Raw genomic sequence first — 19245 nt, forward strand, 5'->3', positions numbered from 1 at the left:
GGCACGGTGGAACGCACCCTCGTCGACGCCCTCGCCCGTGATCTCGCAGCAGCGGATCTCACGGGCGGGGGCGTCGCCGCGCTCGTCGGCGACGCCGCGCAGGCGGCGCTCGGCCGGATGATGGCCGCGCCCGCGCGACGCGCCGCGCTGCGCTCGCCCGGCCCGCGCTCCACGCTGCTGCGCGCGCTCGTGCTCGGCGACCGCGTGCCGACGGCGGAGCTCGCGGATGCGCTGCCGGAGCTCGGCGTGGACGGCGCGGTCGCGCTCGGCCTCGTCGCCGTCGAGGGCGGGACGGCACGGCCGCTGCTCGCCGTGCGCCCGACGCCGTTCCGCGACGCGCTCGGCGTCGGCGAGTGGTGGATCGCGAGCGACCTCGACGAGCTCTCGGGCGTCTCGCGGCTGCGGCCCGACCACGTGCTCGGCGTCGGCGGCGCGGCGCGCACGCTCGCGGCACTGCTGCCGCCCGTGCGCTGCGGCACCGCGCTCGACCTCGGCACCGGCTGCGGCGTGATCGCGCTGCACCTTCGGCGCCTCGCCGACCGGGTCGTCGCCACCGACGTCTCCGAGCGCGCGCTGCACCTCACCCGCCTCAACGCGGCGCTCAACGGCGTCGACGGCATCGAGACGCGCCTGGGATCGCTCTACGAGCCGGTCGAGGGCGAGCGCTTCGACCTCGTCGCATCCAATCCCCCGTTCGTCATCGCGCCGCGCGCCGAGGGCGTGCCGGCCTACGAGTACCGCGACGGCGGGCGCACGGGCGACGCGCTCATGGCGGCCGTCGTGCAGGGGCTCGGCGCGCACCTGCAGCCCGGCGGCGCAGCGCGGCTGCTCGGCAACTGGGAGGCCGTCGGGGGCCGCGACGGGCTCGCGCGCGTCGAGGAGTGGGCGGATGCGTCGCTCGACGTCTGGGCGATCGAGCGCGAGACGCTCGACCCGGCCCAGTACGCGGCGCTCTGGCTGCGCGACGGCGGCACGCTCCCCCGCGACCCCGACCACGACCGGCTGCTCGGCGCCTGGCTCGACGACTTCGAGCACCGCGGCGTCGACGCGGTCGGGATGGGCTGGCTCGCCCTCCAGTCGCCGCCGGCGGGGCGGTGCACGGCGCGGTTCGAGCGCCTGCCGCAGCCGATCGCGCTCGAGCGCGCCGGCGCGCACCTCGCCGAGGCGTTCGCCGCGGGCGAGTGGCTCGCCGGGCTCGACGACGCGGCACTGGCCGCCGAGCACCTGCACGTCGCCCCCGACGTCACCGAGGTGCGCCACCAGCGCCCCGGCGCGAGCGGGCCGACGGTCATCGAGCTGCGCCAGGGCGGCGGGCTCGGCCGCACCGTGTCGGTCGACACGGCGCTCGCCGGGCTCGTCGGCGCGTGCGACGGCGAGCTGCCCGTCGGCACGCTCGTCGATGCGATCGCGGCGCTCCTCGAGGTCGACGCGGGCATCCTCGCCGCCGACCTGCTGCCGCGCGTGCGCGAGCTGGTCGTGACGGGCTTCCTGCGGCCCGTCAGCGACTGAGCCGCGCCGCCACCGCGCCGGGCAGGTGCTCGGCGACGTCGAGCGCGGTGATCGGGCGGCCTCCGGCTGCCGCGGCCGCGGCAGCCTCGCCGTGGAGCTCGACGCCCGCGGCGGCGATGCGCGCGAGCGTCGCGGGATCGGCGGCGTCGTCGGCGCGCGCGGCGAGCATCGCGCCGAGCAGTCCCGCGAGCACATCGCCGGTGCCGGCCGTCGCCAGCCGGTGCGTCGGCGCCTGCACGGTGGCCGAGCGCCCGCCGGGGGCGACGACGCGCGTCGCGGCGCCCTTCTCGACCACGACGGCGCCGAGCGCGTCGGCGAGCCGCGCCGCGCGCATCCGCTCGTCGTCCTCGTCGATGCCGAGCCCCGCGAGCGACCGCCGCAGCTCTGCGGCGTGCGGCGTCGCGACGACGGGGCCCGCGTGCCGCGCGGCGAGGTCGAGGGCGCCCGCGTCGACGACGCACGGGGCGCCGGAGCCGAGCGCCTCGAGCAGGAGCGATCGCAGCGCCGGGCCGCGCTCGCGCGCGTCCTGCCCCGAGCCGAGCACCCACGCGCGCACGTCGGCGGGCGCCTCGTCGAGCGCGTGGCAGACCGTCTCCGGCCGCCGCGCGAGCACGAGGTCCTGCACGCGCCGGGGCGCCCAGAGCCGCACCATGCCGGCGCCCGTGCGCCACGCCGCCTCGACGCCCAGCACGGCGGCGCCCGGGTAGCGCTCGGAGCCCGTCACGACGCCGACCACGCCCATCGAGCGCTTGTCGTCCTCGGCCCCGGGGGCGCGCAGCCACGTCATGCCGCCAGCGTACGCGGCGGCGGGTCGGGCTCCATCAGGTCGACGTCGGCGCTGTGCGCGAGCAGCACCGAGCGCAGCGGCAGCGCCTGGCCGCGCGCCGCCCGCGCGACGGCGTCGTGCCACGCCCAGTCGTCGGGCGTCGGCCGAGCGGCGCCGGGCCGCTCGAGCACGACGGCGATCTCGCGCTCGGGCTCCGCGATGCGGCCGAGGAGCCCGCGGAGCGCGAGCACGGCGTAGGCGTCCGGGCTAACCGGGATGCCGTCGACCTGCTGCAGCTGCGGCAGCAGCGTGCCCCCCGGGGTGAGGAGCAGGATCCAGAGCCGGCGCACGAGGCCGTGCTGCACGAGCCCGCGCGCGACCTCGAGCAGGTCGTCGGCGTCGCGCGCGCGGATGGGTCGGCTGGGCCCGCGCCCGGGATCGGACGCGGAGGAGGCGGTGTCGTCCATGCGCGGCAGGGAACCGCATCCGGCCGCTCGGGCGCGCGCCGCGCCCGCCCGCCTGTGGAGAGCCGTCAGTCGGTCGTGCGCCTCGCGCCGTCCACGGCGTCGTCGGCGTCGATGCGCAGCTCGGGCTCGCCGGGCAGCGGTCGCGCGACCGGCACGCGCCCCGTCCCGAGCACCTGCTGCACGATGTTCCGGGCGATCGCCTGGGCCGAGAGCCCGGCCTCCTCGAGGATCTCGCCGCGCTCCGCGTGGTCGATGAACGCGTCGGGCAGGCCGAGCTCGTCGACCGCCGTGTCGACGCCGGCGGCGCGCAGCTCCTGCCGCACGCGCGTGCCGATGCCGCCGACGCGCACGCCGTCCTCGAGCGTGATGACGATGCGGTGGTCGCGCGCCATCTCGACGATCGAGGCCGCGACCGGCACGACCCAGCGCGGGTCGACGACCGTGACGCCGATGCCCTGCGCGCGCACGCGCTCGGCGACGTCGACGCCGAGGTGCGCGAACGCGCCGATCGCGATGATGAGCACGTCGCGGTGCGGCGCCTCCACCAGCACGTCGACGCCGTCGTCGGTGCGGCGCACCGCGTCGAGCTGGTTCGGCACCGAGCCCTTCGGGTAGCGGATGACCGTGGGGCCGTCGTCGACGGCGACCGCCTCGCGCAGCTCCTCCTCGAGGCGGGCAGCGTCGCGCGGCGCGGCGAGACGGATGCCGGGCACGAACTGCAGCAGCGCGAGGTCCCACATGCCGTGGTGGCTCGGGCCGTCGGGGCCGGTGACGCCGGCGCGGTCGAGCACGAAGGTGACGCCCGCGCGGTGCAGCGCGACGTCCATGAGCACCTGGTCGAAGGCGCGGTTCATGAAGGTCGCGTAGATCGCGACCACCGGGTGCAGCCCGCCGAACGCGAGGCCCGCGGCGGTCGTGACCGCGTGCTGCTCGGCGATGCCGACGTCGAGCACGCGCGAGGCGTCGAGCGCCGCGAGCCGGTCGAGGCCGGTCGGGCGCAGCATCGCGGCGGTGATGCCGACGATGCGGTCGTCGCGGCGCGCGAGCGAGACGAGCTCGTCGGCGAACACCGAGGTCCAGGCGGGCCGGCCCGCGCTCGAGAGCGACTCCCCCGTCTCCGGGTCGATCTGCCCGACGGCGTGGAACTGGTCGGCCTCGTCGTTGACGGCGAGGTCGAAGCCCTGGCCCTTCTGGGTGATGACGTGCACGATGACCGGCGCCGCGAAGTCGCGCGCCTGGGTGAGCGCCTCCTCGAGCGCCTCGAGGTCGTGGCCGTCGATCGGCCCGAGGTACTTGATGTCGAGGTTGGAGTAGAGCACCTCGTTGTTGACGAAGCGCGTGAGGAAGCCGTGGGTCGCCCCGCGCACGCCGCGGTACATCGCGCGGCCGGGCCGGCCGAGGTGCGAGAACAGCCGCTCGGAGGTGCCGCGCAGGCTGCGGTACGAGCGCTGCGTGCGCACCCCGTTGAGGAAGCGGGCCATGCCGCCGATCGTCGGTGCGTAGGAGCGCCCGTTGTCGTTGACGACGATGACGAGCCGGCGGCTGTTGTCGTCGGAGATGTTGTTGAGCGCCTCCCACGTCATGCCGCCGGTGAGGGCCCCGTCGCCCACGACGGCGACGACCGAGCGGTCGTGCTGGCCGGTGATGTCGAAGGCGCGGCTGATGCCGTCGGCCCACGACAGGGAGGAGGATGCGTGGCTCGACTCGACGATGTCGTGCTCGCTCTCGGCGCGCTGCGGGTAGCCCGCGATGCCGCCCTTCTGGCGCAGGCGCGAGAAGTCCTGCCGACCCGTGAGCAGCTTGTGCACGTACGACTGGTGGCCGGTGTCGAAGACGAACGCGTCGCGCGGCGAGCGGAAGACGCGGTGCATGGCCATCGTCAGCTCGACCACGCCGAGGTTCGGGCCGAGGTGGCCGCCGGTGCGCGAGACCTCGCGGATGAGGAAGGCGCGGATCTCGGCGGCGAGCGCCTCGAGCTCGTGCTGGGAGAGCCCGTCGAGGTCCCTCGGGCCGCGGATCCGATCGAGCAGGCTCATGCGCTCGAGTCTACGCGGCGACGGCTCCGCGGACGCCGACGGCCCCGGGCTCATAGCGGAGCCCGGGGCCGTCGATCGATGGTGCTCAGACGAGCGAGCGCAGCACGTACTGCAGGATGCCGCCGTTGCGGTAGTAGTCGGCCTCTCCCGGGGTGTCGATGCGCACGACCGCGTCGAACTCGACCGTCTGCTTGCCCTCGGGGCTGTGCTCGGTCGGCTCGGCGACGACGCGCACCGTCTTCGGGGTGCGGCCCTCGTTCAGCTCGGTGAGGCCCGTGATCGAGATCGACTCCGTGCCGTCGAGGCCGAGCGACTCCCAGGTCTCGCCGACCGGGAACTGCAGCGGCACGACGCCCATGCCGATGAGGTTCGAGCGGTGGATGCGCTCGAACGACTCGGTGATGACGGCCTTGACGCCCAGCAGGCTCGTGCCCTTCGCGGCCCAGTCGCGGCTCGAGCCCGAGCCGTACTCCTTGCCGCCCAGCACGACGAGCGGGGTGCCCTGCGCCTGGTAGTTGGCGGATGCGTCGTAGATGAAGGCCTGCTCGCCGTCGGCGGTCGTGAAGTCGCGCGTGTAGCCGCCCTCGACGCCGTCGAGCAGCAGGTTCTTCAGGCGGATGTTCGCGAACGTGCCGCGGATCATCACCTCGTGGTTGCCGCGGCGCGAGCCGTAGGAGTTGAAGTCCTTGCGGTCCACGCCGTGCTCGGTGAGGTAGCGGCCGGCCGGGCTGTCGGCCTTGATGCTGCCCGCGGGCGAGATGTGGTCGGTCGTGACCGAGTCGCCGAGCTTCGCGAGCACGCGGGCGCCGGTGATGTCGGCGACCGGGGTCGTCTCCATCGTCATCCCCTCGAAGTACGGGGGCTTCCGCACGTACGTCGACTGCTCGTCCCACTCGAAGACGTCGCCGGCCGGCGTCGGCAGGTTCTGCCAGCGCTCGTCGCCGTCGAACACGGCCGCGTACTGCGTCGTGAACATCTCGGTGTCGATCGACGAGTCGATCGTCGCCTGCACCTCGTCGGCCGAGGGCCAGATGTCGGCGAGGAAGACGTCCTTGCCGTCCTTGCCCTTGCCGAGCGGCTGGGTGTCGAAGTCGAAGTCCATCGTGCCGGCGAGCGCGTAGGCGATCACGAGCGGCGGCGACGCGAGGTAGTTCATCTTCACGTCGGGGTTGATGCGGCCCTCGAAGTTGCGGTTGCCCGAGAGCACCGCGGTCACGGCGAGGTCGTTGTCGTTCACCGACGCGGAGATCTCCTCCTTGAGCGGGCCCGAGTTGCCGATGCACGTCGTGCAGCCGTAGCCCACGAGGTAGAAGCCGAGCGACTCGAGGTCGCCCCAGAGGCCGGCCTTCTCGTAGTAGTCGGTGACGACCTTCGAGCCGGGCGCCATCGTCGTCTTGACCCACGGCTTCGACGAGAGGCCCTTCTCGACCGCGTTCCGCGCGAGCAGGCCGGCGGCGAGCATCACCGACGGGTTCGACGTGTTGGTGCACGACGTGATCGCCGCGATCGCGACGTGGCCGTGGTCGAGCTCGAAGGTCTCGCCGTCGACCTCGACCGTGACCGGCTGCGAGATGCGCGATGCCGTCGGCACGCCCGTGGGGGCCGCGGGCGTCGGGGCGACGAGCTCCTCGTCGGTGTCGGCCGAGAACGACGCGGGGTCGGAGGCGGGGAAGGTGTCCTCCACGGCCTCGTCGACGACGTCCTTCTCGGGCTCCGCCGCCTGCTCGGGCGCCGTCGCGTAGTTCTGCAGGTCGGCCGAGAACTGCTGCTTCGCGTTGGTCAGCTCGATGCGGTCCTGCGGGCGCTTCGGGCCGGCGATCGAGGGCACGACCGTCGACAGGTCGAGCTCCATGTACTCCGAGTAGGTCGGCTCGACCGCCGGGTCGTGCCAGAGGCCCTGCTGCTTGGAGTACGCCTCGACGAGCGCGACCTGCTCCTCGCTGCGGCCGGTGAAGCGCAGGTAGTCGAGCGTGACGTCGTCGATCGGGAAGATGGCGGCCGTCGAGCCGAACTCCGGGCTCATGTTGCCGATCGTCGCGCGGTTGGCGAGCGGCACGGAGGCCACGCCGGTGCCGTAGAACTCGACGAACTTGCCGACCACGCCGTGCTTGCGGAGCATGTCGGTGATCGTGAGCACGACATCCGTCGCCGTCACGCCGGCGGGGATCGAGCCGGTGAGCTTGAAGCCGACGACGCGCGGGATGAGCATCGAGACGGGCTGGCCGAGCATCGCGGCCTCGGCCTCGATGCCGCCGACGCCCCAGCCGAGCACGCCGAGGCCGTTGACCATCGTGGTGTGCGAGTCGGTGCCGACGACGGTGTCGGGGTAGGCCGTGAGCTCGCCGCCGAACTCGCGCGAGTAGGTGACCTTCGCCAGGTTCTCGATGTTGACCTGGTGCACGATGCCGGTGCCGGGCGGGACGACCTTGAAGTCGTCGAACGCCGTCTGGCCCCAGCGCAGGAACTGGTAGCGCTCGCCGTTGCGCTGGTACTCGATCTCGACGTTGCGCTCGAGCGCGTCGGCGGTGCCGAAGAGGTCGGCGATCACCGAGTGGTCGATGACGAGCTCGGCCGGGGCGAGCGGGTTGATCTTCTTGGGGTCGCCGCCGAGCTCGGCGACGGCCTCGCGCATCGTGGCGAGGTCGACGATGCAGGGCACGCCGGTGAAGTCCTGCATGACGACGCGCGCCGGGGAGAACTGGATCTCGGTCGAGGGCTCGGAGTCGGCGACCCACGAGCCGAGCGACTGGATCTGCTCCTTCGTGACGTTCGCGCCGTCCTCGGTGCGCAGCAGGTTCTCGAGGAGCACCTTGAGGCTGAACGGCAGCCGCTCGTGCCCCTCGACCTTGTCGATGCGGTACACCGTGTAGTCGGTGTCGCCGACCGACAGCGTGTCCTTGCTGTCGAAGCTGTTCGGATTCGCCATCGTGACTCCTCAGGGTCTTCACGGGATGCGCTGGCCGCGCCTCGAGTGTAAGCCTCGCACCGCCGTACTCCAGGGGTGCAGGGCGAGATATCTTGACGTCAAGATATCCTAGCGCTCCGACGGCTCCTCCGCCTGCGCAGGCGTGTCGTCGTCGAGCACGGTGCGCACCATGAGCCACGTCACCCACAGCGCGGCGAGGTAGAGCGGCACGCCCATCACGAGCTTCGTCGCGGCGAGCGCCTCGACGGCGCCCGCGGCGCCTGCGTCCGCGGCGAGGTACATCGGCACCTGGATCGCGAGCCGCGCGGCGATGACCGCGAGCCACAGGATGGTGGCCCGCCAGGCGACGGCGCGCTTCGCGCGCTCCGTGCGCCACGCGTGGGGCTTCGCGGTGAGCGCGCCGGCGATGACGCCGACGAGCGGGCGGCGCAGCAGCATGCTGACGAGCAGCACGAGCACCACGATCGTGTTGACGGTGAAGCCCCAGAGGAAGTTGTCCTCGCCCTGCCCGGTGATGAGCGCGACCGCGGCCGAGATGCCGACGCCGACGAGGCCCGCGAACGCGAGCACGGGCTGCCCCTTCTGCAGCACGCGCCACGCCACGAAGCCGACCGAGACGACGAGCGGCACGACGACCGCGAGCCACACCTCGCGGGTGGTCGCGTAGATCGCGAGGAAGAGGATGCCGGGCAGGAGCGACTCGACGAGCCCGCGCACGCCGCCCATCGCGCCGAGCAGCGCGCCGGGCGTGGGCCTGGCGGATGGGTCGAGGTGGCCGAGCTTGGAGCCCCGGATGGCCGCGCCCACCTGCTCGGAGAAGGACGGCTCCCGCTCCCCCGGCGGCATCGCCATCAGACCGGCTTCGGCGCGTTCAGCGGGATGAGGTCGCGCGGCGGCATCGGCTGGGCGCCGCGGCACACCACCGTCGAGCGGAACAGCTCGATCGCCTTCGCGGCCTGCTCGTCGTCGACCGCGGCCTGGCCGCCGATGAGGCCCTGCAGCATCCAGCGCGGCCCGTCGACGCCGATGATGCGCACCGCGCGCGGCGCCCCGTCGGGGCCGGACTGCAGGCGCGCGCGGAGCTCGGGGCCGAGCAGGCCCTCGGCCTCGTCGACGGTCGCGCCCTGGCGCTCGAGCTGCGTGCGCAGCACCTGCCGCACGGGCGCCCAGATGCCCTCGCTGCGAGGCGCGGCGAAGGGCTGCAGCTGCACGGTGGAGCCCTCGTGCTCGAGGGTGACGGCGACGATGCGCTTCGTCCGCTCCTCGACCTCGAGGCGCATCTGCATGCCGGGGCGCGGCACGATGCGCAGGCCGCCGAGGTCGACGTAGGGGCGCACGGGCGCCTCGGACTCGTCGAGCGGGCCCGCCTGGGCTCGGTCCTCGGGAGCGCTCTTGTCGACGAGCGCCTCGTCGTCGAGCGGCTCGCCCTGGGCGTCAGTGGTGTCGGTCATCGTGCGATCCCCTCCGGGGCGGCGCCGCGGCCGGTCGATCCGTGCCCGCGCTCCCCCCGATCCGATCCCGGCAGGCGCTCCACCTCGACGAAGCGCACGCGCTCGACGCGCTGCACGACGAGCTGGGCGATGCGGTCGCCCACCTCGATGCGATGCGGCTCGCCGCCGGTGTTGAGCAGGTTGACCTTGATCTCGCCGCGATAGCCCGCGTCGACCGTGCCCGGCGCGTTGACGATCGTGATCCCGTGCTTGGCGGCGAGGCCGCTGCGGGGGTGCACGAACGCCGCGTAGCCGTCCGGGAGCGCGATCGCGACGCCCGTGCCGACCAGCGCGCGCTGCCCGGGCTCGAGCGTCACCGCCTCGGCGGCATGGAGATCGGCACCGGCGTCGCCCGGGTGCGCGTAGGAGGGCACCGGCGATCCGGTGATGAGGACGTCGACCTGCTGCATCGCAGTCGAGGCTAGCCGAGGCGGATGGGCGTCGGGAACCGGAGCGCTCGGCGCGCGAGAGGATGGGGGCATGGATCCCGCCTCGTCGTCGTACCGCGAGCGGCTCACGCCGCCCTGGTGGCTGCCGCTGCTCCTGCTGCTCATCGTGCCCGCCGCGCTGCTCGTCTTCCTACCGGTCGACCTCGGCGTCGGGGTGGGCGTCGCGGCCGTGCTCTACCTCGGCATCGTGACGGCGCTGTGGGTCGGCGCGCCCGTGGTCGAGGTGCGCGACGGGATGCTGCACGCCGGCAGGGCGCGGATCGCGACCGCGCTCCTCGGTGCCCCCGAGGCGCTGCGCGGCGACGAGGCGCGCGCGGCGATGCGCGCCGAGTGGGACCCGGCGTCGCACCACGTGATCTCGCCGTGGACGCGCGGGCTCGTGCGCGTCGCCGTCGACGACGAGAGCGACCCGACCCCGTCGTGGGTGATGAGCTCGCGCCGGCCGGGGCGGCTCGCCGCGGCGATCGACGCGGCGCGCGCGTCGGCGTAGCCGCTCTCGCGCGGGCGACAGGAGCCGGGAACGCGAGACGCGAGCGGCGCCCGAGGGCACCGCTCGCGTCAGGAGAGCTCGGTCAGGAGCACTCGCGGCAGATCGGCCCGAGCTTCGTCTCGTGGTCGAACTGCAGGCGGTGCTTCACGAGGAAGCAGCTCACGCACGTGAACTCGTCCTCCTGCGGCGGGAGCACGACGACGTCGAGCTCGACGTCGGCGAGGTCGGCCGCCGAGAGGTCGAAGCTGCCCGGGTTGTCGGCGTCCTCGTCAGTGGAGACGCTCTTCGCAGGCACGCGCTCCTTGAGCGCCTCGATCGACTCGTTCTCGTCGTCGGTCTTGCGCGGGGCGTCGTAATCGGTGGCCATCGAGAGTCCTTGCTGGGGGTGTGGTGGGCGGCGTCGGCGCACAGTCTGCACGAATCCGATCACCTTGGCAAATCAGATATCGGTGCGCAACCGGGTGCCGACATGGGCGTCGAGCGGTGTCTGAGGCGGAACGTGCGGCGCGCCCGATCCATTCCCGGCGCGGGCCGTCGGCGCGTGGGATGCTGGCGCCCACCGACACCGCCAGGAAGGATCGACGAATCATGCAGCAGCTGAGCGTCATCGGCGTCGAGGACGGCGTGCTCATCCTCGAGTCCGACTCCGGCGAGCGCTTCAGCGTGCCCGTCGATGCACTCCCCGAGCACCGCAGGCCGCAGGCCGCGGTGCCCCACCGCGAGCGCAAGGCGAGCCCGCGCGACATCCAGTCGCTCATCCGCGGCGGCATGTCCGCCGAGGAGGTCGCCTCCTCCACGGGCGAGGAGCTCGCCTACGTCGAGCGCTTCGAGGGGCCGGTCATCGCCGAGCGCGCGCACGTGCTCGACTCCGCGCTCTCCATCCCCGTCGCATCCGGCGACATCGACCCGCTCGCGGGCGAGACGACCTTCGGCGCCGCGATCGAGGAGCGCCTCGACGACCTGCGCGCCTCCGACCGCTCGTGGGCCTCGTGGAAGGACACGGAGGGCGGCGCGTGGACCGTGCGCCTGCGCTTCACGACCGAGGGCATGCAGCACGAGGCCGTCTGGGGCTACGAGCCCAAGAAGGCCACCCTCACGCCCCGCGGCAAGGAGGCGGTCTCGCTGAGCCAGACGGGCGACGCGTCGAGCGTGCTCGTGCCCAGGCTCCGCGCCATCGACCGCCAGTCGCGGCCGGCGTCGCCCGAGCCTGCTCCCGCGCCGTCCGCGGCGCCGTCCGCTCCCGCACCCGCGGGCGAGCGCGCGCCGAGCCAGCCCGCTCCCCCCATCTCGCAGCGCGCCGACGCCGCCGACACCGGCCGCTTCGACTCGGATGCGTTCCGGATCCAGCGCGGCGCGGTGCGGCAGGCTCCGGCGCCGGTGGAGCCGGGCGTGGGCCTCGAGGAGGCCGTCGCGTCGTCGACGGCGACCGAGGGCGCCGCCGACGAGCGCGCCAAGGAGCCGACGAAGGCCGACAACCCGTGGCTGCGCCGCCGCACCGGCGAGGTCGGCAGCCAGCCCGAGAACGTGCAGGCCGCCGCGATCAACCGGCCCGCCGCATCCGCGCAGCCGAACCACACCGCCGAGCTGCTCGACGCCCTCCGCCGTCGCCGCAGCGAGCGGGAGGCGGCGCTGCGCACCGCCGAGACCGAGCCGGGCCTGTTCGAGGCCGAGGCGCCGAGGCCCGAGCCCCAGGAGGAGGCCCGTCCGCAGCGCGCGACGGGCACCGGCCCGGTCGGCTCGAAGAAGCGCGGATCGCGCGCCTCGATGCCGAGCTGGGACGAGATCGTCTTCGGGTCGCGCTCCGACGACTGAGCGCCGCACCACGAGAGGCGGGCATCCGGGCGACCGGGTGCCCGCCTCTCGGTGTGTCGCGCCCCATGCGTCTCACCTGAACGAGACGTCATGTTAGATTCACCGCGCACAGTCCCGTGCACCCTACGAGGAGGTAGGCATGACAGCACCCGCGCACGACACCAAGCGCGACAATTCCCGCGAGGGCCTGGGCAAGGTCGTCACGGCCGCCATGGCGGGCACGGTCGTCGAGTGGTACGAGTTCTTCCTGTACGCCACGGCGTCGACGATCGTCTTCAACCTGATCATGTTCCCCGCGAGCGATGATCCGTACTTCCCCATCATCAGCGCATTCCTGACCTACGCGGTGGGCTTCGTCGCCCGTCCGCTCGGCGGCATCGTCTTCGGCCACTTCGGCGACAAGTACGGCCGCAAGAAGCTGCTGCAGTTCGCGATCATCCTGGTGGGTGTCGCGACGTTCCTGATGGGCTGCCTGCCCACGTTCGACCAGATCGGCTACTTCGCACCCGCTGCGCTCGTGGTCCTGCGCTTCTTCCAGGGCTTCGCGGTCGGCGGCGAGTGGGGCGGCGGCGTCCTGCTGGTGGCCGAGCACTCGCCCAACAAGGAGCGCGGCTTCTGGTCGTCGTTCCCGCAGGCGGCGGTCCCGGCCGGCAACCTGCTCGCCACGATCGTGCTGCTCGTCCTGCAGTGGACGCTCTCGGACGAGGACTTCCTCGGCTGGGGCTGGCGCATCGCGTTCTGGCTGTCGGTCGTCATCGTCGCGGTGGGCTACTACATCCGCACCCGCATCGAGGACGCGCCGATCTTCCAGGAGGTCAAGGCCGAGGTCGCCGAGTCGAAGTCGAAGTCGTACGGCGTGCTCGAGGTGCTGAAGCGCTACCCCAAGGGCGTGCTGACGGCCATGGGCCTGCGCTTCGCGGAGAACGTCCTCTACTACCTGGTCGTCACGTTCTCGATCGTGTACCTGCGCACGTACCTCGAGTACGACGTGTCCCGCATCCTCGGCCTGATGGCGATCGCGCACATCGCGCACTTCATCTTCGTGCCGATCGTGGGCCGCTTCACCGACCGCGTGGGCCGCAAGCCCATGTACATGGCGGGCGTGCTCCTGGGCGCGACGTGGGGCTTCATCGCCTTCCCGATGTTCGAGACCGGCAATGACATCGTCATCCTGCTGGGCATCATCATCGGCCTGCTGTTCCACGCCCTCATGTACGCCGGCCAGCCGGCGATCATGGCCGAGCTCTTCCCGACGCGCATGCGCTACTCGGGCGTCTCGCTCGGCTATCAGGTCACGTCGATCGTCGCGGGCTCGCTCGCGCCGATCATCGCCACCTGGCTGCTCGGGCAGTTCGGCAGCCACATCCCGGTCGCGATCTACCTCGTGATCGCCTGCGGCATCACGCTCATCGCGGTGCTGGCGCTCAAGGAGACGAAGGGCATCTCGCTGCACGACGTCGACGACGAGGACCGCCGCCGCGTGCTGGCCGAGAAGGGCACGGTCTGATCCACTGATCGGAGCGCATGACGCGACGGGCGGCGAGGGCGACCTCGCCGCCCGTTCCGCGTCCGACGGGATAGCGTTGGGGCACCACCTGAGGAAGGAATCGACGATGACGTCAATCGCCTGGATCGGACTCGGCAACATGGGCAGCCGGATGTCCTCCCACCTGGTCACCGCGGGGCACGAGGTGCGCGGGTACGACGTGGTCGACGCGCTGCGCGAGAGCGCCGCGGAGCACGGCATCACCCCCGTCGCGAGCGTCGCCGAGGCCGTCGAGGGCGCCGACGTGGTCATCACGAGCCTGCCCAAGGGCGAACACGTGCGGCAGGTGCTCGAGGGCCCCGACGGCGTCTTCGAGCACGCCGCGCCCGGGACCCTCATCCTCGACACGTCGACCGTCGACATCGAGACCTCGCAGTGGTGCCACGGCGAGGCCGGCTCGCGCGGGTTCCGCTTCGTCGATGCGCCCGTCTCGGGCGGCACGCAGGGCGCCGAGGCGGCGACGCTCACGTTCATGCTCGGCGGCGACGAGGCCGACGTCGCCGACGCGAAGGCGATCGTCACGCCCATGGCCGGCAACGTCTTCGCCGTCGGCGAGGCCACGCACGGCATCGCCGCGAAGCTCGTCAACAACATGATGCTCGGCGTCTCGATCCTCGCGATGTCGGAGGGCTCGCAGCTCGCGCAGCGGCTCGGCCTCGACCCGAAGGCCTTCTTCGACGTCGCTCGCGTCTCGTCCGGCGACTCGTGGGCGCTGCGCACCTGGTACCCGGTGCCGGGCGTCGTGCCGGGCGCCGCCGCCAACCACAACTTCGACGCGTCCTTCTCGGCGATGCTGTGCCACAAGGACGTCACGCTGGCCGTCGCGGGCGCCGAGGCCGCGGGCGTGCACGTGCCGGCCGCGACGCTCATCCGCGACCAGCTGCAGCGGCTGCTCGACGACGGCCTCGGCGGCAAGGACTGCACGCTCGTCGTGCGCGAGGCGAGCCCCGACGGCTCGGTCGCCGGCTGGGACGGCCGCTGATGCACATCCGCGGCGCGGTGCTGCGCACGATCGGCGCCGAGCGCCCCTTCGCCGACTCACGGCCGCTCGAGCTCGTCGAGCTCGAGCTCGACCCGCCCGGCCCGGGCGAGCTGCTGCTGCGCATCGAGGCGGCGGGCCTGTGCCACAGCGACCTCTCGGTCGTCGACGGCGCCCGCCCGCGCCCCGTCCCCATGCTGCTCGGCCACGAGGCCGCGGGGATCGTGGAGGCGGTGGGCGAGGGCGTCGACGACGTCGCGGTCGGCGACCGCGTGGTCACCACGTTCCTGCCGCGCTGCGGCGAGTGCGCGGCCTGCGCGACCGACGGCCGCCTGCCGTGCGAGCGGGGCTCGGCGTCGAACGGCGCCGGCGAGCTGCTCAGCGGCGGCCGGCGCCTGCACGAGGACGGGCACGACGTGCACCACCACCTCGGCGTCTCCGCCTTCGCCACCCACGCCGTGCTCGACCGCCGCTCCGTCGTCCCCGTCGGCGCCGACGTGCCGCCGCAGGTCGCCGCGGTGCTCGGCTGCGCGATGCTCACCGGCGGCGGCGCCGTCGTCAACGCCGGCAGGCCGCGCGAGGGCGACGACATCGTCATCGTCGGGCTCGGCGGCGTGGGCATGGCGGCGCTGCTCGCCGCCGCATCGCTCGGGCTCGGCAGGGTCATCGGCGTCGACGCGGTGCCCGCGAAGCTCGAGCGCGCGCTCGAGCTCGGCGCCGACGTGGCGCTCTCCCCCGACGACGCCGTCGCGCAGGGCTTGCGCGCACCCGTCGTGATCGAGGCCGCCGGGCACCCGAAGGCGTTCGAGACGGCGTTCGCCCTCACGGCGCCAGGTGGCACGACCGTGACCGTCGGCCTGCCGCATCCGGACGCCCGGGCGTCGCTCTCGCCGCTGACGTTCACGGCCGAGGCGCGCACCGTCGTCGGCTCGTACCTCGGGTCTGCCGTGCCCTCCCGCGACATCCCGCGCTACGAGCAGCTGTGGCGCGAGGGCCGGCTGCCCGTCGAGGAGCTCGTGACGAGCGAGATCGCGCTCGAGGACCTCAACGAGGCGCTCGACACGCTCGCCGACGGCAGGGCGATCCGGCAGGTCGTGCGGTTCTAGCCCCGGCGCCTCACGCGAAGGCGCCGAAGCGCCGCAGCGGCACGCGCAGCTCGTCCTGCGTGAGCGAGCCGTGCTGGCCGACCATGCCGCGCGCGGGGTCGAGCTCGTCGACGTAGATCGCCGCCCGCCCGCGCGCGGCGACGAACACGTCGCCGAGGCGCGGCGCGACCTCGGGATGCACCTCGCCGAGCCAGCCCGCGTCGATCACCTGCTGCCGCGTCGCGACCCACGCGCCGTCGCCGAGCCACGCGCGCCAGTCGTCGGCCACCGCATCCGCCTCGCCGTCGACCTGCAGCTGCAGGCAGCGCGGCTCCCCCGCGACGTCGGTCACCCGCGCGAGCAGCTCGCGCGGCACGATGCGGTGGGCGGATGCGTCGACGTCGACCATGCCGTGGTCGGCGGTGGCGACGAGGCCCACGTCGCGCGGCAGCGTGGCGACGAGGCCCGCGACGAGGCCGTCGAGCTCCTCGAGCGCGTCGATCCAGTCGTCGGACTGCCAGCCGGACTCGTGGCCCGCGCGGTCGAGCTCGGGCACGTAGAGGTAGACGAGGCTCCGCTCGCGCGCGGCGCGCTCTGCGAGCGCGAACCGGTCGGCGAGCGCGCGCGCCCCGCGGTACTCGGCGCCCCGCAGCACCGCGCGGGTGAAGCCGCTGTCGGCGTGCTTCGCCTCGGCGACGACCACCGAGCGGGTCGACTCGAAGAGCGTCGGGCGGCGCTGCCACCGCGCCGGATCCATCGGCCCGCCCCAGTCGCGCAGCTGGTTGCGCACCCCGTGGCCGGGCACGAACGCGTCGTAGCCGACCAGCCCGTGCTCGCCGGCGAGCGCGCCCGTCGTGAGGCTCGCGAGCGACACCGCGGTCGTCGACGGGAAGCCCGCGTCGAGCGAGCCGCCCGGGGCGCCGGCGAGCGTGCGCGCGTGGCCGGCCCGCTGGCCGAGCTGCGCGGCCCCGAGGCCGTCGACGAGCAGCACGACCGCACCCGCCACCGCAGGCAGGCCGAGCGCGTTCCGCTCGCCGCGCATCGCCTGCGCCGAGCTCGCGAGAACGTCGGCAAGGCTCCGGGATCCTGGCGCCCTGGTCGGTAGCATTCCGTCAGCCTATGACTGCCACGCCCACCACCGAGCCCTCCGACGGCGCCGCGACCGCGGAGCGCATCGACGACATCGACGTCGCTGCCGAGATGCAGGACTCGTTCCTCGAGTACGCCTACTCCGTCATCTACGCCCGCGCGCTGCCCGACGCCCGCGACGGGCTGAAGCCCGTGCAGCGGCGCATCCTCTTCCAGATGTCCGAGATGGGCTTGCGCCCCGAGAAGGGCCACGTGAAGAGCGCGCGCGTCGTGGGCGACGTGATGGGCAAGCTGCACCCCCACGGCGACACCGCGATCTACGACGCGCTCGTGCGCCTCGCGCAGCCGTTCAGCCTGCGGCTGCCGCTCATCGACGGGCACGGCAACTTCGGCTCGCTCGACGACGGGCCCGCCGCGCCCCGCTACACCGAGGCGCGCCTCGCCGCGGCCGGCCTGTCGCTCACCGAGGGCCTCGACGAGGACGTCGTCGACTTCGTCCCCAACTACGACAACTCGTACCAGCAGCCCGACGTGCTGCCGGCCTCCTACCCGAACCTGCTCGTCAACGGCGCGAGCGGCATCGCGGTCGGCATGGCCACCAACATGGCGCCGCACAACCTCGTCGAGGTCGTGCAGGCGGCCAAGCACCTGCTCGCGCACCCCGACGCATCCGTCGCCGACCTCATGCGCCACGTGCCCGGGCCCGACCTGCCCGGCGGCGGCGTGATCGTCGGCCTCGACGGCATCCGCGAGGCGTACGAGAGCGGCCGCGGCTCGTTCCGCACCCGGGCGCGCGCGTCGGTCGAGCGGCAGGGCCGCAAGACGCAGATCGTGATCACCGAGCTGCCCTACCTCGTCGGCCCCGAGCGGATCATCGAGAAGATCAAGGACGGCGTGCAGTCGAAGAAGCTGCAGGGCCTCGCCGACGTGCAGGACCTCACCGACCGCAAGCACGGCATGCGGCTCGTGATCGGCATCAAGACGGGCTTCGACCCGGATGCCGTGCTGCAGCAGCTCTACCGCTACACACCGCTCGAGGACGGCTTCTCGATCAACAACGTCGCGCTCGTCGAGGGCAAGCCGCAGACGCTGGGGCTCCGCGAGCTGCTGCGCGTCTACCTCGAGCACCGCGTCGGCGTGGTGCGCCGCCGCAGCGAGTACCGGCTGCAGCGCCGGCGCGACCGCCTGCACCTCGTCGAGGGCCTGCTCATCGCGGTGCTCGACATCGACGAGGTCATCCAGGTCATCCGCACCTCCGACGACGGCGAGCAGGCGCGCAGGCGGCTGCAGGACGTCTTCGACCTCACCGAGGTGCAGGCCGAGCACATCCTCGAGCTGCGGCTGCGGCGCCTGACGAAGTTCAGCCGCATCGAGCTCGAGGCCGAGCGCGACGAGCTGCTCGCCCAGATCGCCGAGCTCGAGCGCATCCTCGGCACGCAGGCGGCGCTGCACGAGGTGGTCGCGGCCGAGCTCGACGAGGTCGCCGACCGCTTCGGCACGCCCCGCCGCACGATGCTCACCGAGGCGAACGGCCAGCAGGCCGCGACCGGCCGCTCGGCGGCGGCGCGCGCGGCGGCGGCGAGCCTCGAGATCGCGGATGCGCCGACGCGCGTCGTCATGTCGGTCACGGGCCGGCTCGTGCGGGTCGACGGCGAGGAGCCCATCCCCGCGCCCGCGCGCCGCAGCCGCCACGACGCGATCCGCTCGGAGGTCGCCTCGACCACGCGCGGCGCCTTCGGGCTCGTGACGTCGTCGGGGGCCGTGCTGCGCCTGACGCCAGCCGACCTGCCCTCGGTGCCGCCCGCATCCGTCGGCCTCACCGCGGGCGTCAAGGTGCGCGACCTCGGCGCCTTCGAGCGCGGCGAGGAGGCGGTCGCGCTCATCGACCTCTCGACCGAGGAGCCGTGGCTCGTGGCGACGGCGCAGGGCATCGTCAAGCGCATCCGGCCCGCCGAGCTGCGCGACCGCGACCGCGAGAGCGTCATCGCGCTGAAGCCCGGCGACCGGGTCGTGGGCATCGCGCCCGCGCCCGACGACGCCTGGATCGTGCTCATCACGACCGACGCGCAGCTGCTGCGCTTCCCCGCCGGCCAGGTGAACCCGCAGGGGCCGGGCGCCGGCGGCATGAAGGGCATCGGGCTCAAGGCGGATGCGACGGTGCGGTTCGCCGGCGCCGTGGCCGAGGGCGCCGAGGTCGTCACCGTCACCGAGGCCGCCGAGACGCTCGCGGGGCTCGACGAGCCGCGCGTGAAGGTCTCCGACCTCGCCGAGTTCCCGCCGAAGGGGCGCGGCACCGGCGGCGTGCAGGCGCACCGGCTGCTGAAGGGCGAGGTCGGGCTGAGCCTCGCGTGGGCCGGGCCCTCGCCGCTCGCGGTCGGCGCCGACGGCTCCCAGCGGCAGCTGCCGCCGGGCGGCGCGGCGCGCGCGGGCTCCGGCGTCTCGGTCGACGGCGCGATCGGCGCGGTCGGGTCGCGGCTCGGCGCGTAGCCGGCTCACCGCTGCTCAGCAGCGCCTCACCACCCGCGACTGGGGCGACTGCGCCCGACCGGGCACGGCGTGCCCGCCCCGGTCGTGCGCATCCGCCCCAGTCGGCGTCGGCGC

General features: G+C 73.7%; 16 protein-coding genes. 7 read left to right on the top strand and 9 right to left on the bottom strand.

Going from position 1 to position 19245, the window contains the following annotated elements; all coding sequences use genetic code 11:
- The first annotated feature begins 6 nt into the window (after positions 1-6).
- Positions 7-1509: a DUF7059 domain-containing protein gene (locus FQ330_RS06910; protein ID WP_146356256.1), complete on the top strand. Its 1503-nt coding sequence runs from the start codon at positions 7-9 to the stop codon at positions 1507-1509.
- On the opposite strand, the gene FQ330_RS06915 is transcribed toward FQ330_RS06910, so the two are convergent.
- The 7 genes from FQ330_RS06915 to dut form a co-directional block, all read right to left on the bottom strand.
- Positions 1499-2296, bottom strand: coding sequence for an ADP-dependent NAD(P)H-hydrate dehydratase (locus tag FQ330_RS06915; protein WP_146356258.1), 798 nt, complete (start codon positions 2294-2296; stop codon positions 1499-1501). The genes FQ330_RS06910 and FQ330_RS06915 overlap by 11 nt on opposite strands.
- Positions 2293-2742, bottom strand: coding sequence for a hypothetical protein (locus tag FQ330_RS06920; RefSeq protein WP_146356260.1), 450 nt, complete (start codon positions 2740-2742; stop codon positions 2293-2295). Before FQ330_RS06920 ends, FQ330_RS06915 begins: the two co-directional genes overlap by 4 nt.
- 65 nt (positions 2743-2807) lie before the next feature.
- Positions 2808-4778 carry a 1-deoxy-D-xylulose-5-phosphate synthase gene (gene dxs, locus FQ330_RS06925; protein ID WP_128189138.1) on the bottom strand — a complete coding sequence of 657 codons (1971 nt, stop codon included), beginning with the start codon at positions 4776-4778 and terminating at the stop codon, positions 2808-2810.
- A gap of 85 nt (positions 4779-4863) precedes the next feature.
- Entirely contained in the window at positions 4864-7704 is a 2841-nt protein-coding gene (locus tag FQ330_RS06930; protein WP_146356262.1) for an aconitate hydratase, read from the bottom strand.
- Between the two features lie 108 nt (positions 7705-7812).
- Positions 7813-8556 (bottom strand): DUF3159 domain-containing protein, encoded by a 744-nt coding sequence (locus FQ330_RS06935; protein ID WP_146356264.1) that lies wholly within the window; start codon positions 8554-8556, stop codon positions 7813-7815.
- On the bottom strand, positions 8556-9155 hold the full coding sequence (locus tag FQ330_RS06940) for a DUF3710 domain-containing protein (protein WP_146356266.1): 600 nt from the start codon (positions 9153-9155) through the stop codon (positions 8556-8558). The genes FQ330_RS06935 and FQ330_RS06940 overlap by 1 nt, the downstream gene beginning before the upstream one ends.
- Entirely contained in the window at positions 9152-9604 is a 453-nt protein-coding gene (dut, locus tag FQ330_RS06945; RefSeq protein WP_225792732.1) for a dUTP diphosphatase, read from the bottom strand. The genes FQ330_RS06940 and dut overlap by 4 nt, the downstream gene beginning before the upstream one ends.
- A 70-nt stretch (positions 9605-9674) precedes the next feature.
- On the opposite strand from dut, the gene FQ330_RS06950 reads away from it, so the two are divergent.
- On the top strand, positions 9675-10133 hold the full coding sequence (locus tag FQ330_RS06950; protein WP_192575865.1) for a DUF3093 domain-containing protein: 459 nt from the start codon (positions 9675-9677) through the stop codon (positions 10131-10133).
- 82 nt (positions 10134-10215) lie between these two features.
- Here FQ330_RS06950 and FQ330_RS06955 read toward each other — a convergent pair whose 3' ends face one another.
- Positions 10216-10500: a DUF4193 domain-containing protein gene (locus tag FQ330_RS06955; RefSeq protein ID WP_128190050.1), complete on the bottom strand. Its 285-nt coding sequence runs from the start codon at positions 10498-10500 to the stop codon at positions 10216-10218.
- Positions 10501-10721: 221 nt separating this feature from the next.
- Here FQ330_RS06955 and sepH point away from each other — a divergent pair, with 221 nt between their 5' ends.
- The 4 genes from sepH to FQ330_RS06975 all read left to right on the top strand — a co-directional run bounded on the left by sepH (position 10722) and on the right by FQ330_RS06975 (position 15576).
- Complete coding sequence (gene sepH / locus FQ330_RS06960; RefSeq protein WP_192575866.1) at positions 10722-11945, top strand: septation protein SepH; 1224 nt, start codon at positions 10722-10724, stop codon at positions 11943-11945.
- Between the two features lie 139 nt (positions 11946-12084).
- Positions 12085-13452 carry an MFS transporter gene (locus FQ330_RS06965; RefSeq protein WP_146356272.1) on the top strand — a complete coding sequence of 456 codons (1368 nt, stop codon included), beginning with the start codon at positions 12085-12087 and terminating at the stop codon, positions 13450-13452.
- A 106-nt stretch (positions 13453-13558) separates the two neighbouring features.
- Entirely contained in the window at positions 13559-14473 is a 915-nt protein-coding gene (locus FQ330_RS06970; protein ID WP_146356275.1) for an NAD(P)-dependent oxidoreductase, read from the top strand.
- Entirely contained in the window at positions 14473-15576 is a 1104-nt protein-coding gene (locus tag FQ330_RS06975; RefSeq protein ID WP_146356277.1) for an alcohol dehydrogenase catalytic domain-containing protein, read from the top strand. Before FQ330_RS06970 ends, FQ330_RS06975 begins: the two co-directional genes overlap by 1 nt.
- Before the next feature lie 10 nt (positions 15577-15586).
- Here FQ330_RS06975 and FQ330_RS06980 read toward each other — a convergent pair whose 3' ends face one another.
- Positions 15587-16597: an alkaline phosphatase family protein gene (locus FQ330_RS06980; RefSeq protein WP_225792733.1), complete on the bottom strand. Its 1011-nt coding sequence runs from the start codon at positions 16595-16597 to the stop codon at positions 15587-15589.
- 77 nt (positions 16598-16674) lie between these two features.
- Here FQ330_RS06980 and FQ330_RS06985 point away from each other — a divergent pair, with 77 nt between their 5' ends.
- The gene (locus FQ330_RS06985) at positions 16675-19131 is read left to right on the top strand and encodes a DNA gyrase/topoisomerase IV subunit A (RefSeq protein ID WP_146356281.1); all 2457 of its coding nucleotides are present in this window, start codon (positions 16675-16677) and stop codon (positions 19129-19131) included.
- The last annotated feature ends 114 nt before the right edge of the window (positions 19132-19245 follow it).

It is taken from the genome of Agrococcus sediminis, assembly GCF_007923295.1.
Taxonomy (GTDB): domain Bacteria; phylum Actinomycetota; class Actinomycetes; order Actinomycetales; family Microbacteriaceae; genus Agrococcus; species Agrococcus sediminis.

Excerpts from the sequence above, each read along its gene's own strand:
- dxs (WP_128189138.1), bottom strand. The coding sequence starts at position 4,778 with ATGAGCCTGCTCGATCGGATCCGCGGCCCGAGGGACCTCGACGGGCTC.
- FQ330_RS06955 (WP_128190050.1), bottom strand. The coding sequence starts at position 10,500 with ATGGCCACCGATTACGACGCCCCGCGCAAGACCGACGACGAGAACGAG.
- FQ330_RS06965 (WP_146356272.1), top strand. The coding sequence starts at position 12,085 with ATGACAGCACCCGCGCACGACACCAAGCGCGACAATTCCCGCGAGGGC.
- sepH (WP_192575866.1), top strand. The coding sequence starts at position 10,722 with ATGCAGCAGCTGAGCGTCATCGGCGTCGAGGACGGCGTGCTCATCCTC.
- FQ330_RS06940 (WP_146356266.1), bottom strand. The coding sequence starts at position 9,155 with ATGACCGACACCACTGACGCCCAGGGCGAGCCGCTCGACGACGAGGCG.
- FQ330_RS06980 (WP_225792733.1), bottom strand. The coding sequence starts at position 16,597 with ATGCGCGGCGAGCGGAACGCGCTCGGCCTGCCTGCGGTGGCGGGTGCG.
- FQ330_RS06970 (WP_146356275.1), top strand. The coding sequence starts at position 13,559 with ATGACGTCAATCGCCTGGATCGGACTCGGCAACATGGGCAGCCGGATG.
- FQ330_RS06950 (WP_192575865.1), top strand. The coding sequence starts at position 9,675 with ATGGATCCCGCCTCGTCGTCGTACCGCGAGCGGCTCACGCCGCCCTGG.
- FQ330_RS06985 (WP_146356281.1), top strand. The coding sequence starts at position 16,675 with ATGACTGCCACGCCCACCACCGAGCCCTCCGACGGCGCCGCGACCGCG.
- FQ330_RS06915 (WP_146356258.1), bottom strand. The coding sequence starts at position 2,296 with ATGACGTGGCTGCGCGCCCCCGGGGCCGAGGACGACAAGCGCTCGATG.
- FQ330_RS06975 (WP_146356277.1), top strand. The coding sequence starts at position 14,473 with ATGCACATCCGCGGCGCGGTGCTGCGCACGATCGGCGCCGAGCGCCCC.
- FQ330_RS06930 (WP_146356262.1), bottom strand. The coding sequence starts at position 7,704 with ATGGCGAATCCGAACAGCTTCGACAGCAAGGACACGCTGTCGGTCGGC.
- dut (WP_225792732.1), bottom strand. The coding sequence starts at position 9,604 with ATGCAGCAGGTCGACGTCCTCATCACCGGATCGCCGGTGCCCTCCTAC.
- FQ330_RS06935 (WP_146356264.1), bottom strand. The coding sequence starts at position 8,556 with ATGGCGATGCCGCCGGGGGAGCGGGAGCCGTCCTTCTCCGAGCAGGTG.
- FQ330_RS06920 (WP_146356260.1), bottom strand. The coding sequence starts at position 2,742 with ATGGACGACACCGCCTCCTCCGCGTCCGATCCCGGGCGCGGGCCCAGC.